The following is a 17,200-nucleotide window of genomic DNA, read 5'->3' as shown; positions in this document are numbered from 1 at the left end:
TCTATACTCATGGAAAACCTCCCATTTCCCGATGTCCAAGAAATGGGAGGCAGTTCACTGTCCCCTTTGTGGTGGTTTTGACCGGAAAGCTAGTTGGCGGGGCGGAAGAAGGCTACGGCTACGGCGCCGGGACCTACGTGGGTGCCGATGGTGGCGCCAATGGTGTGGATGGGCAGCTCATTCTCGACATGGCCGGCCCACAGCGCGGCGCTGTCCTCGATGTACTTCTTGAGCACGGCGTCCGAAAGGCCTGTATAGCCCAGCGCCAGCGGCATGGAGAAGTCGACGCCGCCCGCCTTTTCGACCTTCTGGTTGAGCAGGTTGCGGCCGTTCTTGGAGCCACGAGCCTTGCCCAGCTGCACGATCAGGCCGTCCTCGACGGCAACTACGGGCTTCACGTTGAGCAGCGTGCCCACTGCGCCCGCAGCAGCAGACAGGCGACCGCCGCGCACCAAGTACTCCAGCGTCTCGAGCAGGCCGATGACGACCACGCGGTCACGGACGGCCTCGACGGCCGCCGCGATCTGAGCCGCACTGCGGCCCTCGTCCACCAGGCGCAGCGCATACTCGACCAGGACACGCTCGCCCAGGGTGACGTTATTGCTGTCTACCACGAACACGTCGCCGCCCGGCGCCTCGGCAAGTGCGGTACGGGCACTCTGATTGGTGCCCGAAAGCTTAGCGCCCACGGTAATAATCACAGCCTCATCGCCGGCCTCACGTGCCTCGGCAATAGCCTGCGAAAACGCGTACGGGTTGACCTGGCCGGTCTTGGGCAGCTCATCGCGCTCCACGAGCATTTCGTAAAAGCGCTGATGATCGATGTCGACGCCATCCATGTACACATCGGTGCCAAAGGTGACGGACAGCGGCAGAACACGCAGAGCGGGGTGCTCAGCCGGCGACATATCGCTCGCGGAATCGGTAATAATACGAATGGACATAGCGAATCCTTTCTTTCGCGGACCTCTCGCGGGGAATTTTGACAGCAATGCCCCGGCACGGCATACGCACTCAAACGGGACTATGCAGTTGTTAATTGGAAGCAAATGCCTTGGCGGCCTTAGATCTCGCGCAGGGTGTTGAGAATCGTGCGCAGCGACGCATACATCTGCTCGCGCTGCTCCACACCCATAGCCTTACCGGTGGTATCGAGCACCTCGCGAATGATGCGGTCCGCCTCGCTCATGCTCTCGCCGCCCAGAGCGGTCAGGCGCACCGGAGCACGATACTTAACGGCGGCATCGCCCGAATCATCGACCTCGACGTAGCCACCCTCCTCCAGATGCGCCAGCGTACGCGAGACGGCGGCGCGGGTCACGCCTGCCATGCGGGCGAGGTCGGCGCCGGTCAGGCCGTCCTTGCTGCGCTCAAGATAGTACAGGCACATGACGTCGGAGCCCTTAAGGCCGAGCCTTGCGCCTTCGGACGTCTTGATGCGCTGAATCTCCTTGTAGAGCCCGCTGATCAGTCCGACAAAATCCTCAAAACGTGTCTCGTCGTTCTGCTGCATGGGAGACGACCGCCTTTCGCTTGCATGATGCTAACGGGTTAACATCTTAACCGTACCCAGCGGACGCCAGCCCTGCGTGCCTCATTTGTTGACCCATCAACATAAAAACCACCACAAAGGACAGGCGCCTTTGTGGTGGTTTTGGGCATCAATAGGTTCTAGGCGCCGCTACAGCTCCACACAGGGATTGTCGCGGGTCACAAGCGTCTTAACGACAACCGTCGCTCCCAGATAGCGCTCAAGCAGCTCGGCCAAGCGATCGATGGCAGCCTGGCAGTCCCCCATTCGCTCGGGCTCTACGCACTCAATCGCCAGGAATGCGTCGGCCGAATCGTCGGATAGAGCCGTTCGAACGCCATCGCGCCAGTTCCAGCAGCGGCACACGGCGCCCGCATCGTCAATGTAGGCGAGCTCGCCGGGCAGCGTCGGGTCATCCGCTTCCTCGCCAAGTGGCAAGAACGCATCGCCACCGTCGGTCACCTTCAAGCGAAGATCTCCCTCAATCGCATGCAGGTCCTCGCCGCCAACGGGCAGCGCGTAGGACAGCGACACCGTGTTATAGATGTCCACCGCCGGCGTGATGTGGCCCACCGGCTTCCCTTTGAGCACGCGTTTGAGCAGGTTCTCAACTGAGCAACGCGCGCCCTTCTTGGTCTTGAACAGCCGGTACGCGTCACGCCAAGCCTTAACCGGCGCATTCTCGCTGATGGTATCACTCGTCAGGTGGCGTTCCGCATCGATGTTGGCGCGATCGAGCAGCGCCGCAATCGCGTCCACGTCCTCTTGAGGAATCTGAGCCGCGGGCTTCATGCCCTTCACAACCACAACGCCGACCGCTGCCCGCGGAAACAGCTCCCAGAATGAATCCTCGGCAATAAAGCTCTTCATACGCTCTCCCTTCATTGTGCGCGCCCGAGCGAGGGCACCTAAAAAGCGCCCTTACGACGGCCACCTTCAAAGTCCTACGGTGCCGCCACAAGAGCGCTTACGCTGCCCCCATCCGGAGAAGGGGGCGATATGTCAGGCGTATTGTAACCTGAGTCATCCGCGCGAGCAAAACCACCACAAAGGTGCCTGTCCCCTTTGTGGTGGTTTTGGGTCTGAGGCGACGCTAGTGGCGGAGCCCCAGCAAGCCGCGGCCGCGATGGCGGGCGTCGGCGGACACCTGGGCGTGCGGACCGGCAGCCTTGACGGACTCGGGCAGGTGCGAGTACTTCTTCTCGAAGTTCTCCTCGAACATCACCGCCAGATTGTGCGCCGCCTCGTCGTAGCGCGCGGTGCTCTGCCAGTACTGGCGCGGCACCAGGATGCCATCGGGCACACCGTGGCACGTAGTGGGAATGTCGACATTAAAGATATCGTCGTGCACAAACTCGCTGTCCTCGATGGTGCCGTCGAGGGCGCGAGCGACCAGTGAGCGCGTGTAGGCCAGCTCGATGCGATGACCCACGCCGTAGCCGCCGCCAATCCAGCCGGTGTTGACCAGATAGACGCGCGTGCGGCCGTCGGCGATACGCTCACCGAGCATCTTGGCGTAGACCATAGGATCGAGCGGCATAAACGGCTCACCAAACAGCGAGGAGAACGTGGGCGTGGGCTCGGTGACGCCGACCTCGGTGCCAGGGATCTTGGCGGTGAAGCCCGTCACAAAGTGATACATGGCGGCGTCGGCCGTCAGGCGCGAGATGGGCGGCAGCACGCCAAAGGCATCGCAGGTCAAAAACAGCACGACGCTCGGGGTGGTGCCCATGCCCTTGGTCCACGCGTTGGGAATGTGCTCCACAGGGTAGGCCACGCGCGTATTGTGCGTGATCGAGACGTCGTCGTAGTTGGGCTTGCGATTCTCGTCGAGCACCACGTTTTCGCAGATGGCGCCAAAGCGGACGGCGTTGAAGATCTCGGGCTCGTGGAACACGTCCAGGCCCTCGCACTTGGCGTAGCAGCCGCCCTCGACGTTAAAGATGCCCATGTCGGACCAACCGTGCTCGTCGTCGCCGATCAGCAGGCGCGTGGGGTTGGCCGAAAGCGTGGTCTTGCCGGTGCCCGACAGGCCAAAGAAAATCGCGGTCTCGTGCGTGACGGGATCCATGCTGGCCGAGCAATGCATGGGCAGTACGTCATCCTCGACGGGCAGCAGGTAATTCATGACGCTGAAGATGGACTTTTTGATCTCACCGGAGTAGCCGGTGCCCGCGACCAGAATCACGCGCTCCTGGAAGTTGATGACCACCGCGGCGCTGGAGTTGAGGCCCTTGATGGCGGGGTCACACTGGTAACCTGGCGCGGCAAGGACGCAGAAGTCCGGCTCGCCGGTGCGCGCGATTTCGCGGGCAAGCGGGCGGGCGAGCATCTGCTTAATAAAGAGCGCCTGGCTGGCACGCTCGCAGGCGACAAGCAGGCGACGCGTATGGTTACGATCGGCGCCGGCCATACCGCGCGTGACGAACACATCGCGCTCGTTGAGATAGTCGACGATGCCGGCTTTGATGACCTCGTAGCTTTCGACGGACAGCGGGCGGTTGACGGCACCCCAGGCAATCTTGTCGTGCACGTCGGGCGTATCAACGATAAAGCGGTCGTTGGGCGAACGTCCGGTACGCTCCCCCGTCTCGATCACGAGTGCACCGTTGGAGGCCATACGGCCCTCTTCGCGGCGAATCGCATGCTCGACGAGCTCGGCTGCCGGCAGGTCGACCAGCAGGCGGGGCTGGTTCTCGGCGGGATCTTCGACCAGCGTGATGCCAAAGTTGGACAGAACTTCTGCGGGGGTAACACCTGGCATGGGGCCTCCTTTAAAAGCGCGACACGTGGACGCGGCGCGCACTTTACTCACGTTAAGCCCGTTGTACCCGATATGCAAAAACGTTTTTGCGGCAACGGCGAAGCGCCCGCCCAACGGTCAAAAATCGCACGCAAGCGGCCTAGTCATTGGGGACGTTCTTAAACGACTAGTCGTTGGGGACACTCTTGAACAGGCAACAGCCAAGGAGTGTCCCCAGATGCCGGCACTTAGGGACGTTCCCAAAGTGCCTGCACATAAGGAACGTCCCTAAGTGCCGACTACCGAATGGCGCCGCCGAAATTATCGAACAACCTGTTCAAAAACACGAGCGGACACCGCGGTGTCTATACTAGAGCGCAGCAATAGAAAGGACCCCGCTTTGAGCATCACGCCCCTCGATAGCATTCGCCGCGCCATCGCCCGCCGCAACGGCGTCTCCAACCCCGCTGCATCGAGAGACGGCGCCGCGAAGGCCCAGGGCGGCCGCATCGAGAACGGCCTCTTCCCTGCCTCGCACACTGCCGAGGAACTCGCACGCATCCAAGAGCTGAGTCAGCGCAACGCCGGCGGGCCCGATAGCAGCCAAGCCACACGTCGCCGGCGCGAACGCGATCGGGAGCCCGGCCCCGTCCGCCGCATGGTCAACGCTTGGTGGAACCGTCTGCTCGGCGCCGTCTACGGCGGCGGGTTCTCCACGCAAGAGGCTGAATACGAAGAGCACGCCACCAGCCGCGACTATCTTTGGAACACCCTCGGCACCGCCGTGTGGGGTCTGGCGTTTCCGTTGCTCACCATCGTGTCTACGCAGCTCGTGGGCGCCGAAGAAGCCGGCAAGTTCTCCATCGCCTTTGTCACCGGCACGCTCATCATGATCGCGTGCAACTACGGCGTGCGCAATTTCCAGGTCTCGGACATCGACGAAAAGACGTCCTTTGCCTCCTACCAGCTCAACCGCTGGCTTTGCGGAGCGCTCGCCCTAGGCTGCGGCCTCATGTACAGCAGCGCCCGCGGCTACGACACGCAGATGGCGACGATCGGCCTGGGCGTCTACCTGTATAAGGTCATCGACGGCGTCGCCGACGTGTACGAAGGCCGCCTGCAGCAGGCCGACAAGCTCTACTTGGCTGGAATGAGTCAAACGCTACGCTCCGTCGGCGTCATCGCGGTCTTCAGCGTGGCGCTGTTCTTCACGCGTAGCATGCCCATCGCGGCCATTGCCATGGGCATCGCCGCGATCGCCTCGCTCGTGCTGGTCACCGCGCCGCTCGCCCTGCTCGAGACCGAAAAATCGCGCCGCGTAAGCCTGCGCGAGGTCGGCCACCTGTTTGTCCAGTGCGCCCCACTCTTTGGCGCGCTATTCCTGTTCAATCTTATCGAGAGCATGCCCAAGTTTGTGATGGAAGGAACACTGGCCTACAAATACCAGTTGTACTTTAATGCCCTGTTTTTTCCAGCTCAGGCTATTCTGTTGAGCATTGGATTTGTCTATAAACCGCAGCTCCTGCGCTTGTCGAGCATTTGGGCTAATCCTCGCAAGCGTCGTCGCTTTGACCTGATTATTGTTGCCGTTATGGCGCTGATCGTGGTCATCACCGGCGTGTGCGCCGCATTTATGGCAGGTCCCGGTATTCCCCTCATGAGCTTTATGTACGGTCTCAGCTTTGAACGCTACCGTACGCTGGCGCTGCTGATGGTCGTCGCCGGCGGCGTCACCGCGGCCATCGACTTTATCTACGCCATCATCACGGTGCTGCGCCACGCTGGAGACGTCACCAAGATCTACCTGATCTGCTTTGCCATGAGCGTGGTGCTCCCGGTGATTCTGATCAATCTGCTCGGCCTGATGGGCGCCATCGTGAGCTACCTAGCCATCATGGCCCTACTGCTGGTACTGTTGATTATCGAGTACGCCCGCATCCGCCAACGCATAGAGAGGGACCGGAATCCGTACGGCGCCTAATTGCGGCGATGGGAGAAGCTAATTTGCGGTGGAATCACCCCGGCTGGAGTCTCGTTGCGGACACGCAAAACTAAGTGAGTAGACTTTTACCGAATCCCGGACCACACCGACAAAGCACAAGTCCGTGACCAGCGGTTTTATTGAGGCAAATATGTTGGGTGCTCGGCATTTCCAAATAAGTCTACTCATTTAGCCAGCGGGCAGCCAAATGATTATTTAATCCCCGTCCCTGAAAAATCAATTTGCGGGCAGAAGGGCAAAAGTAGTCAAAAAAGGCCCCGTCCAAAATTAGCTACCCCTTGCACCGATTATTCGCCCGGGTTGATGTTCGCGTAGAACTCCGCCCCATCATCGAGCCGCAGGATGCCCACGCGACCGAACTCGGAGCCGGTGGCGGCGGCGCAATCGATATCGATGCGATCGGGCACGCCGGCAGTGTCCTCGCCGCCCAAGCGCACGATCTGCCCTCGTCCCGATTCCTCATCGAGCCCCGCCAGACCACCGACCTCGCAATAGCGCCCAAGCGATACCGTGGGCGTGTGGCCGCTCACCACGACCGGGCCCTTGCCCTCGGCAGAAAGCAGCCCGGTCGGCACATCCCAATAGCCGTGACGAATCCATAGCAGGTCATCGGACGACTGCACCGCGAGCATCTGCTGCAGCAGCTCGCGATCGGCATCCACCGCTCCGACGCCATCGGCACAATCGACGCCATGCTCAAGCAAAAACGCGCGCGCCGCCTTCATCTCGATTCCAGCATGTACCAGCAGATACGGGCGCTCCTCGGTCTCGACCACCGCGTAGAGCGGCAGCGCGGCCATCCATCGCACGAGCTCCTCGTATGCCTCAAATTCCATGTCGTTGAGCTGCTCGCGCGTCGTCCAGCCACCGTTGATATCCCAGGTCTCGGCATCGAGCGGATCCTGACCAATGATGGCATCGAGCATGATCTGCTCGTGATTACCCTTGAGCACGTGGGCGTTGGGCAGCGAGCGCACGAGCTTAATAACGCCGACCGGATCGGGCCCGCGATCGATCATGTCGCCCAGCACGTACAGCGTGTCGTCGGACGTCAACGAGATCTTAGACAGGGCCTCGTCAAGCGCACGCACGTGCCCGTGAGCATCAGATGTCACATAGATCGCCATGGTACGCCTCTCCTTGCATTGCGGCCGAAGCCCGGTGCCGCAACTAAAACTTCAAGTTGAACTTAAACGTTACCCATTGTACTCCGTTGCAATAAAGCTGGAAAGGGTTTCCGAGCAGAGGCAAAGACGGCAGCCGTCTATGACGATATCGCGCACGCCCGCAATCCAACCCCATAAACCCACCATCTTTGGGTACAAATAACCACAGACAACTGACCGTGCCACGCCAACCACCCAGGAGCGGACACTATCCATGAACCAGATCCTTCTCTTTATCGGCCTCGTCATCATTTTGTGCCTGACCATCAAACCCGTCGGCAAAAAACTCCCCTTCCCCACCCTGCTCATCTTTATCGCGCTGGGCATGCTGTTGGGCGTCAACGGCCCGACGCATATCGACTTTAGCGACTACGCACTCACCGAAACCGTCTGCAGCACGGCGCTGCTGTTCATCATGTTCTACGGCGGCTTTAACACCAATATCGACCGCGCCAAGCCCGTCGCTGCGCCGGCGGTGCTGCTGAGCACGCTCGGCGTCGTCATCACTGCCGGCATCACCGGCGTGTTCGCCCACTTCGCGCTGGGGATCGACTGGATCGGCAGCCTGCTGCTGGGATCGGTCGTGGCATCCACCGACGCGGCGAGCGTCTTTAGCGTACTGCGTGAGCACAGCCTGTCGCTGAGAGGTGGCACCGACTCGCTGCTCGAGGTCGAATCGGGCTCCAACGACCCCGTCGCCTACATGCTCACCGCTGTGCTCGCTACACTCGCGGCCGGCGGCGACATCAACATTCCCGCACTGCTGGCCAAGCAGATTATCCTGGGCGTGGGCCTGGGCCTTGCCATCGGCTGGGCGGCGGGCCGCCTGATTGAACGCGCGCACGCAACGGCCAAGGACGCGCAGACCATCTTTTTGTTCGCCGTGGCCATCGTCGCCTACGCGCTGCCGAGCTACCTGGGCGGCAACGGCTTTTTGGCTGTATACCTGGCCGGCATTGTGCTGGGTGCCAGCGACATCACCGGCAAAGTCGAGATGGCGCACTTCTTTGACACCCTCACCGAGATGGCAGAGATGACCATCTTCTTTTTGCTGGGCCTGCTCGTTACACCCGCACGCCTGCCGCAAATGCTGCTACCGGGCCTGGCACTCATGGCGTTTATGCTCTTTGCGAGCCGCCCCATCGCCGTAGGCATGCTGCTGGCGCCGTTTAGGACGAACCCTCGCCAGGTTGCACTCGTAAGCTGGGCGGGCCTGCGCGGAGCAGCTTCGGTCGTCTTTAGTCTCTTTGCCGTGGTGGCCGGCGTTCCCGGCGGACACGACCTATTTGACCTGGTGTTTGTGATTGCCGTGTCGAGCATTGTGGTGCAGGGCTCGCTGCTGCCGGCGGTGGCAAAGAAGCTCGATATGTTCGATGCGACCGGCGACGTGCGCCGCACCTTTAACGACTACCGCGACGAGGACGGCATGTCGTTTGTAAAGCTCAAGGTGGGCGCTGGACATCCGTTTGCCGAACGCTCACTCGCGGACATCGGCAGCGCCACGGACATGCTCGTGGTCCTGGTGCTTCGCGACGGCGCGCACCCAGTGCTGCCCAACGGCGATACCGTGATCCAGGAAGGCGATCTGCTGGTGATGGCCGCGCCGACGTTTGAAGAGCGTACCGAGGTTACGCTGCGCGAGGTCACCGTAACCCCCCACGGTCGCCTGGCCGGCCAGCGTCTTCGCGATGTGCCGCAAGGCAAGCATCCCTTTATCGTCGTGATGCTCAAACGCGACGGCCAGACGATCATCCCCGACGGCAACACCCTCATATACGCCGGCGACGAAGCCGTCATCGCCACACTAGCGTCGTAGCCATCCCCACTCATAAGTTGCGGTGAAATAGGGACTGAATAGGCCTTCTACCGGCCTAAACGGTCCCTATTTCACCGCAACTTATTGAGGGGATGGGGTTGAAGTCCAATCGCGGCTACCAGTCCTCGTCTGCGTCGTAGTCATCGTCCGCGTCGTCGTCGACGGCAAAATCGCGGAGGTCGAGGCCTTCGCGTTCGGCTCGGGCTAGGAGCTCTTGGGGCGACTCGTCCTCGATATCTACTACGTCGAGCATGGCGGCCGGAAAGCCCACGCCCGCTGCACTCCCCGCGCGATCGAGCAGACTCTCGCGCAGCTGGTCTACATCAACTTCGATCTTCATGGTGCAACCTCCTATCGAGCCAAGCCCCTACTCACTAGCACCGAGCGCGTCCACAGCAGCAACAAAAGCCGCAACCTGCTTGTCGTCCATCTGTGCAGCCAAACGCCCCACGGGCTCATCGTAGGCGAACTGCACCTTATCGATAAAGCAATCCCAAGCACGCTCGTCCACACGCACGGCGGCCTCGCAATACTGACTGAGCTTTTTGAGTCCATACCAAAACGCATTCACATGGCGCGCAGGGTCCTCATCCAGCACGCCATCGTAACGCCGTCCGTTAAACTCCTGCATGCGTGCCACGGCAACCTTGAGCGAATCGCCGCCCTCAGTCGAAGCCTCATCCACAAGCTCGGGAATCGCAGCCTCGCGCCGAACATCATGCCTGGTAGCGCCGTCGTACTCGCCCACCAGCACGTCTTCGTCAAGCCGTGAATCGTAGTCTAAATAGCTCGAGCCCCGGCAAATCCCATGCGGTGAGCCAGAGCCAAACGCACAGAACAACCCACCGTCGGCAACAACGCGACGGTAGGTATCAAACGACTTCTTAACCTGAGCGAGCAACTCGGAAAGCTCCCTGGCATCGCACGCAGTCTCGATCGCAACGCACGCAAGCTCGGGCAACGATACCGGCTCAACCGTGCTCCCCGCAACGCGGGCGGCACGCTCGGCCCGGTACGCCTGCGCCGCCAAGCGCGCTCGCTGCGCAGCGCCGCGCACGTTGGTAAGTTCACGCTCCAACGCCACATCACCAGCAACATCGCCCGCAGACCCGGCGGCGCCCTGCAACCCCGTCGCACTCAGCTCGGACTCAAACGTCGCTGTGATCATGCCCGCAAGGTCCGTTGCGTCGGCGGCACAACGAAGTTGCTCCAGCTGCGTGCACAGCAGGTCGGCATCCAGGGGCACGGCATCCACGACGCGCACGTCACGCAGGCGTGCCACGTCCTGCAGCACCATAGCCCCCGCGGCATCATACGCCGTACGGACCCTGGCCGCCGTATTCGCACGTAACTTTACCTCGATAAACGCAAGTGTCTGTTCCAAACGGGCCAGCAGCTCGGCCTTGTCCTCCATGCGCAAAAAGGCAGCATAGCGACGCTCCATCCGCAGCGGGCCAACAATGCCCGCCTGCTTGCGAGCGCATGCAGGCGCAGCGCCCTCAACGCGGCGAACATACCCGTCAACAGCCCGCACGGCAGACTCGCGCGCAGTGTGCTCGGCAGCCTCGACGCCCCTAAGCACGCCCAGCAGCTCACGGGAGCGCGCCTTGCGCACCAGTTCCCCGCGATCGTACTGCTCAAGCGCCGCCTGACGCTTGGCTACCGATTCAAAGCCAAACAGCTCGTCGAGCAACTCGCCAACGCAACGCTCGTCCGCCATGGCAAGGCCTCCCTACTCGAACACGCCAACACGCCCGCGGACCTACGCGCACGCAAGCCCGCACGCCCGCACTCCTACAGATCTAGCGCCTTCTTCGCGGCATCAACCGGATCGCCATCCATGTAGAACACCGGGCTCAAGCCCGAGATAATCTCGGACGAAACGCTCTGCAGGCCCGCGATGGCACTCAGCGGCAAAATCACGCGCTTGGCGCCGGCGTTTTTGGCCACGCGCATAATGTCCTCGAGCCCGCGGATCTCGTCCATAGAGCCCGACATGCGCAAGATTCCCGGAATCGCCAGCGCAGGCATCACCGGGCGGTTGCACGCCGCAGAGCAAAGTCCCACAAACTCGGCGAGCGAAACTTCCTCGGACAGGCCCTTGCTCTGCAGGTCGTTGTAAAACAGCAGGTAGTCCTTGGAGCCAATGTGCATGCCCAGCGCCACGCGGTTCGCCAGGTTCACAAAGTTGTCGAACGCGGCTTCCAGCGTATCGCGCACTGGCTTGTTAAAGGCCACGCCCTCGTACTTAAACTTGCACTCGCCGGCAACGGCCTTGTTCTCCAGCTTGTATACGGCAACCTCGCCGCCCTGCGACCTGCCCACGCCAAATACGTGGCCGGACAGCAGCGGCCCGTCGGGAATCAGCGTGTCCTCGGTCTGCTCGGGCACGCGCACCACGTGCGCGTCCTGCGGGTTGTCGGCATCCATATAGCCCAGGTTGACGTCGATAAACTCGACGCCCGCCATAATCTTGAGCTGCTCCTTTACGCGGCGACGGCCCTCAATGGCGTAGTCTAGCAGCCAGCGCACTTCGTCCTTGTCCATGGCCTCGTCGGGGAACAGCAGTTTGGCAAGGCCGCTAAAGGTCTTGCGCACGGCGATCTCGTCGCGCTTGTTAAAGTCGCTGTTGAAGCGGAAATACCGGTCGATATGGTGCGTAAAGTCCTTGCGGCGCATCTCCTTGCAAAACTCCGACAGACAGTCGGTAATCAGACCGTAATGCCCGGTCAGCAGGCTCGAGCGCATCTTGGGAATCTCCCAGCCCGGCAGGTAATAGTGGATGCGGTCGAAGAAGGCCGAATCGTTGTTAAACTCCGGCGGGAACGGATCAAACAGGTGCGTGGTCTTAAGGACGTTTTGCACGGTGTCGTTGATGTTGCCCTCAAAGACCATGGAGGCATCGGCGTTAATCTGGTCGCGGCCGCGCGCGTAGCTGCCGCTCGCCATGTAGTCCTTCATGATCTGCACGGCGTTGGTGTCCTTAAACCGCATGCCGGCGACCTCGTCAAACGTCACGCAGTCCCAGTGACCTACCAAGCCCACGCGGTCGGCGCGCATGGAGTTCATACGGCCGAACAGGTTGGCCGTGGTGGTCTGGCCGCCCGAAAGCAAAATGGCGTAGGGCGAGACCTCTTTGTAGATGTGGCTCTTACCTGTACCGCGGGGACACAGCTCGCACAGGTTGTAATTGCGCTCGATGAGCGGCACCATACGCTCGATAAAGTGCAGACGTTCTTTCTCGGAAATCTCGCTGGGCTCATAGCCAGCGGAGCGCAGCAGCATGTTGAGCCACTCGTCGCGCGAGAAATACTGGCGCTCTTCGACCATGGCATCCAGGTCCAGGTTGGGCATCTGGATGGGCGTGAGCGACGCCACACTAAACGGAGAGTCCTCGGGCCCGCGCTTTTTGCGCTTGGCCTTGGCGCGGCGCGGCGCATCGTCGCCAAAGACCTCCATGCCAAACTCGTCTTCCTCATCCACGGGGTGACGATACTCGATGCTCATGATGCACCAAATACCACCCTGCAGAATCTTGGAATAGTCGCGCACGTACTCGGCCGGCATCACAAACGGCTCGATGGTCAGATTGGCAAACGATGCCACGTAGATGTCTTTGTACTCGTCGAGCTTGGCCGTCACCTTGTCGATGATGGTAAAGCGGCCCAGTTCGCGAATCTTGGACTTAATGCGCTCGGACTCGTCGGGACGCACGTAGTTATCGGTGAGAATCCTGCGGATGCGATCCAGGCCCTCTGCCACGGCTTCCTCGTCATCGGTCGAGCAGTACATGCCCAGCAGGTACTCCAGCACAAAGGTGGGCACGTTGGCGCCGCGCTTCATAAAGGCCGTCAGGTCCTTGCGCACGATCTTGCCGCCAAAGTGCTCGAGCAGCTTGCCGTCCAACCCGTCCATGTCGTAGCCCTCATCCTCGGGAGCCTCGGCCGCAGCCTGATCATAGCCATCGGTCGAGGACTCGTCCTCGGCGGCCACCGCAGCCTCAGCGGGCGCGGCAGCAGTCGCCGGCTCCGGGGCAGACGCAGCGGTCTCGGCCTCCGGGGCCTTCGCGGGCGCGACCTCAGGCACCGCAGCCTCCGCAGGCACATCCACGTCAATCGAGGGGACTTCCCACAGATCGTCGTCATGGCTATCAAACATAGGGCACACTCCTAAAAACCAAAGTCAGCAACAGGGGCAAACGAAACAGCGATGGTATACGTCTCGCGCCAAACGATCTTGCCCGTTTCGCGCTCGCGGCAGACCAGATAGTACGGACCCTTGGCCGAGAATCCATCCGCTGCACGCAGCGCAAACTTGGCATGCACGACGCGCTCCTGCGAGTTAGCAGAAGTCTTGTTGGCATGCGCCTTGACTGTATCGCTCACCTCGTTGCCGCTTGCGTCGGTAAACACCAGCTCATACTCGCACGGCAAAACCTTGCCTTGGGCGGGTTCTTCCTGGATCAAGTTGACCGAGAAGAGCGAGTTGGTCACTCGGCGTCCCTCGCTTAGCACGCGCAGCGTCGCCACGCGCGTATCGACAAAGTCCTTGGAACCCGAGCGCGCACGCCAAAATCCGATAACGGGCACGCAGAGCTCCTGCAGGCTCATGCCGCCGTGGACGTAGTTGTTAGTGCCGCCGGGACGCTTGAAGTGCACGTTCTCGCGCGGGGCAAATCCCTCAAAACCGGCACCTAAACGTCCCATGCCAACATTAACAAACACCTCGCATGCCTCTTCCGAAAGCTTGGCCACGGCCTCGTTGGGCACCACCAGATGACGCTTGCCGTGCATGACAGGAGCGTCAAGGAAGGGAAGGTCTGGCTTGCCGAGCATCTGGCACTCGTTGAGCTCACGACGCGTGTAGATGAAGCCGTGATCCGCCGTCATAACAACACGCGCGCCCGGGGCGTCGGTGCACACGCGGCGCGCCAACGCGGCAAGTTCCTCCACGGTGTCCGCGCAGGCATCGAAAACGTCATCCTGCGTAGCTGCCTTCTCGCCCGTGGCATCGATCTTGTTGTGGTAGAGATAAACGAGCCTGGAGTCTTTGAGCAGCGCTTTGCGCTCGGTTCCCGCCATGTTGAGGTATGCGCTCGAGCGCAAAGCGCGGGCCGTGGGCTCAACGTGGGTAAGTACGGCCTCGCGCTGCGGAGTCGTCGCAGTGGGCATGCCGTCAGCCAACACAAACGCGCCATCCTCTGCAAGCTCAAGCACCTGGTGCGGCAGCAGCGCAGGCATGCCCACCTCGGTAATGGAGGGAAAGACCGCCTGCATGCTAGAAACCTTGACGTTGCCGCCGCGTTCGCGCTCGAGCAGCGCCGCAACGTCGCGGGCAACCTCATAGCGCAGCGCATCGCTCACGATAACGACCGTTGTTTTGGCAGAACCCACAAAGGCGGGCAGCACATGCCAGTAAAACTCATCCTGCCGTGCGGGACCATCGATGTAGCCGCAATCGGCCCACTCCCCTTGCGCAGCAGCCGCCCAGCAGACATTGGCATCCGCCAAGAACCAGTTGCTGTAGAGATTCTCCGCCCAGTCCGCCACGGCGCGGGCAGGTTCCTCGAGCGCATCGCACTCGACGGAGCGTGCCCGCAGATACGCAGTGCACATATGGCGATAGGCAGCATCCATGGCATACCAATCGGACGAATAGGCATCCCACACCTGCTGGGGCTGCGCCAGATGGAAGCCGCCCGCGTGCGACTGCCTAAACGCGCACATATCGGCCACAGCGGCAAGCAGGTCAAAGTAGCTCTCGACACGACGGTACCAGCTTAGGTCGCAGCGACGCGCCGCAAAGGCGCGTGCGTCCTCAACACGGTCTGCACCCTGGGCAAACGAGCTGAACAACTGCGAGAGCACAGCCTCATTGACGCACGGGAACACATCAAGCGAGGCCAGCACATCGATCGGCAGAGCCTCAAACCGCGCAAAGAGCCCGCGGACATCCTCCACCAAACGACAGATCTCAAATAGGTCCTCGCTCGATGCCTGGGTACCGGCGGCCTGGTCCCACGTGCGCACCGCCTCAAGGCAATAGGGACCGTAGGCGGGAGCCACATAGCTTTCGAGCCCCTTGAGCGCTCCCTCGGGAAGCGCGGTTGATGCCGCCGTAAGGAGCACATGGGATGCAAGCATAAGCAATGAGTCACGCTCGTAAAGCGGCCCATCAAACCCATAGCAACGCACAATGAAGGCAGAGAGGGCATCGCGCACGCAGTACTTGCCCGCCAACTCAGCCAGCGCCTCGGGACCCTCGTGCAGCAGCATGGTCATACAGCCACGCAGTACAAACGCGGGACGCGCGTCACCAGGCTCTTTACCGCCAAAAATCACCGTAAGGATGCCGAGTTCGATATCGGATGCGCCCGAGGCATGCGGAACACACGCGGCAAACTTAGCGCAACGGGTCTTGGCATCAAAGAACGCCTTGTGCGCTCGCAAGCTCTCGCGCACGGCATCGATATTCTCGATACCCAGCTGATCGGCCAAAAGCGAAAGATAATCAGCTTGAAACCGGTCAGCATACAGCTCAACATCGGCAAGCCAATCGCCCTCAAGCCTGCCGCGCGGGCAACGGCGATACAGCAAGATATCGCTCACAAGGTCATCGCGGTTGACGAGCTTCTTGACGGCAAACATGCGGCCCTCGCAGGCCTCAACAAACCGCACTGGGCGCTCAAAGTCACCGTAAGCGGGCATAACGCCGTCATCAGTCCCCGCACCGTCGAAGCCCTCGGCGGCCAAACGTTCAAACTCAGGAGCAAACTCGCCGTCTGCATCGTGCCAAACCACCACACGACGCGGCACGCATGCGGGCAACGGTTGCAAAAACCGCAGCTTGAGCTGTTCTTCTACATCGATCTTGGGCATGAATATCCTTACCGTATCTGCAGTTACTTAATCTTTGCTAGCACATCCTGAAACTTGGCGTAGTTGACCTTGACGCCGTCATCCAGGTCGATCTTAATCATCTGGTCTGCCAAGTGGTGCAGCTTCTCCTCGAAGGCAATAGTCTCTTTGAGCTGGTCGTTAAGCTTTTTGACGCGCTTGTCCAAGCGCACGCGCTCGCCGCGCTCGGCGGTGGCAAGGGAATCGTTGGCATAGCCGATCTGGGCACGGTAGCGCTCCTGCTGCCCATGCACATAGTCGGTGCGGATGCGAGCCAACAGGTCGGGCTGATAGCGATGCATGTAGACAAGGCACTTAAAGCCATTTTTCTTGCCGCTGTCGAACAGCCAGTAGATGGGGCGCTTCTTATAGGTCTGGCAGTGGTCCCTAAAGAAGTCCTTCAAAAAGTAGGCGCGGATGACCTCGCGCGAGGCGCCCTTGCCGCCGAGTGCCTCGGCAATAAAGGCCAGGTTCTGCTCAAGCGTCTCCTCACCATACACGGTGCGCACAAAGTCGATAAAGTAGCGCACGATGTCGTCGTCAAAGTACTCGTCATCGGTAATGGGCAGCACGTTGTCGCTATCGGGCATAAAGGTCACATGCGCGGGATCGGGCATCTTGGCCAGATAGTCATCGACTGTGGCGCCTTGGTCGGCCAGAACCAGCCCGTCCACATCCAGCGAATAGCGGCCAAACATGCAGCCCACGGCATAGCTTATAAGCGAGGCGATCTCGTCGCGCTTGGTGCGCACGTACTTGTTGCCCTTGTAGCTCTCCGGAATCTCTTCTGCCGTATCGAAGATGCGCGCCACCGAGACGTACTTGTCCTCGACCTCGATGGGCACCTCTCCCTCCATGTTGTAGATCTTGGCAAAAATCCGGTTGAGTTCCCCCTCGTTGGCGCGAAGCTGCTCAAAGCGAGCGTTGACCTCGGCCTTGCGAGCCTCGTATTTTTCTTGAAGTAAAGTGGCCATATTTGACCGCCCTCTCATTTAAAAACGCCGACTAATATTCATTTAAAAGGTCACTTTCGAGAGACAGCGAGT

General features: G+C 60.8%; 12 protein-coding genes. 2 read left to right on the top strand and 10 right to left on the bottom strand.

Features of this window, described 5'->3' with window-relative positions:
• Positions 1 to 89: 89 nt before the first annotated feature.
• From GPK42_RS08880 to pckA, 4 genes are all read right to left on the bottom strand, one after another.
• The gene (locus GPK42_RS08880) at positions 90 to 944 is read right to left on the bottom strand and encodes a DegV family protein (RefSeq protein ID WP_215694823.1); all 855 of its coding nucleotides are present in this window, start codon (positions 942 to 944) and stop codon (positions 90 to 92) included.
• Positions 945 to 1,063: 119 nt separating this feature from the next.
• Positions 1,064 to 1,513 carry a MarR family winged helix-turn-helix transcriptional regulator gene (locus tag GPK42_RS08875; protein ID WP_022093866.1) on the bottom strand — a complete coding sequence of 150 codons (450 nt, stop codon included), beginning with the start codon at positions 1,511 to 1,513 and terminating at the stop codon, positions 1,064 to 1,066.
• A gap of 168 nt (positions 1,514 to 1,681) precedes the next feature.
• On the bottom strand, positions 1,682 to 2,401 hold the full coding sequence (locus GPK42_RS08870; protein WP_195544744.1) for a B3/B4 domain-containing protein: 720 nt from the start codon (positions 2,399 to 2,401) through the stop codon (positions 1,682 to 1,684).
• Between the two features lie 223 nt (positions 2,402 to 2,624).
• Positions 2,625 to 4,295, bottom strand: a complete 1,671-nt coding sequence (gene pckA / locus GPK42_RS08865; protein ID WP_195544743.1) for a phosphoenolpyruvate carboxykinase (ATP) — start codon at positions 4,293 to 4,295, stop codon at positions 2,625 to 2,627.
• Between the two features lie 379 nt (positions 4,296 to 4,674).
• Between pckA and GPK42_RS08860 the strand changes: the two genes are divergently transcribed.
• A complete protein-coding gene (locus GPK42_RS08860) occupies positions 4,675 to 6,255 on the top strand; it encodes a lipopolysaccharide biosynthesis protein (protein WP_338404353.1) in 1,581 nt (526 codons plus the stop codon).
• A gap of 308 nt (positions 6,256 to 6,563) precedes the next feature.
• Here the strand turns inward: GPK42_RS08860 and GPK42_RS08855 are convergent, their stop codons facing one another.
• On the bottom strand, positions 6,564 to 7,403 hold the full coding sequence (locus GPK42_RS08855) for a metallophosphoesterase family protein (protein WP_215694822.1): 840 nt from the start codon (positions 7,401 to 7,403) through the stop codon (positions 6,564 to 6,566).
• A gap of 253 nt (positions 7,404 to 7,656) precedes the next feature.
• On the opposite strand from GPK42_RS08855, the gene GPK42_RS08850 reads away from it, so the two are divergent.
• Positions 7,657 to 9,258: a potassium/proton antiporter gene (locus GPK42_RS08850; RefSeq protein WP_215694821.1), complete on the top strand. Its 1,602-nt coding sequence runs from the start codon at positions 7,657 to 7,659 to the stop codon at positions 9,256 to 9,258.
• A 115-nt stretch (positions 9,259 to 9,373) separates the two neighbouring features.
• On the opposite strand, the gene GPK42_RS08845 is transcribed toward GPK42_RS08850, so the two are convergent.
• From GPK42_RS08845 to GPK42_RS08825, 5 genes are all read right to left on the bottom strand, one after another.
• Positions 9,374 to 9,598, bottom strand: a complete 225-nt coding sequence (locus tag GPK42_RS08845) for a hypothetical protein (protein ID WP_215694820.1) — start codon at positions 9,596 to 9,598, stop codon at positions 9,374 to 9,376.
• Positions 9,599 to 9,625: 27 nt separating this feature from the next.
• The gene (locus tag GPK42_RS08840) at positions 9,626 to 10,978 is read right to left on the bottom strand and encodes a hypothetical protein (RefSeq protein WP_215694819.1); all 1,353 of its coding nucleotides are present in this window, start codon (positions 10,976 to 10,978) and stop codon (positions 9,626 to 9,628) included.
• Between the two features lie 74 nt (positions 10,979 to 11,052).
• Positions 11,053 to 13,416 (bottom strand): protease Lon-related BREX system protein BrxL, encoded by a 2,364-nt coding sequence (gene brxL, locus GPK42_RS08835; RefSeq protein WP_215694818.1) that lies wholly within the window; start codon positions 13,414 to 13,416, stop codon positions 11,053 to 11,055.
• An 11-nt stretch (positions 13,417 to 13,427) separates the two neighbouring features.
• Complete coding sequence (pglZ, locus tag GPK42_RS08830; RefSeq protein WP_215694817.1) at positions 13,428 to 16,136, bottom strand: BREX-1 system phosphatase PglZ type A; 2,709 nt, start codon at positions 16,134 to 16,136, stop codon at positions 13,428 to 13,430.
• 23 nt (positions 16,137 to 16,159) lie between these two features.
• The gene (locus GPK42_RS08825) at positions 16,160 to 17,128 is read right to left on the bottom strand and encodes a BREX-1 system adenine-specific DNA-methyltransferase PglX (RefSeq protein ID WP_215694816.1); all 969 of its coding nucleotides are present in this window, start codon (positions 17,126 to 17,128) and stop codon (positions 16,160 to 16,162) included.
• Between the last annotated feature and the right edge of the window lie 72 nt (positions 17,129 to 17,200).

It is taken from the genome of Collinsella aerofaciens (assembly GCF_018785265.1).
GTDB lineage: Bacteria > Actinomycetota > Coriobacteriia > Coriobacteriales > Coriobacteriaceae > Collinsella > Collinsella aerofaciens_AI.
The sequence above is the reverse complement of the archived record's forward strand: the minus strand, read 5'-3'. Positions and strand labels throughout refer to the sequence as shown.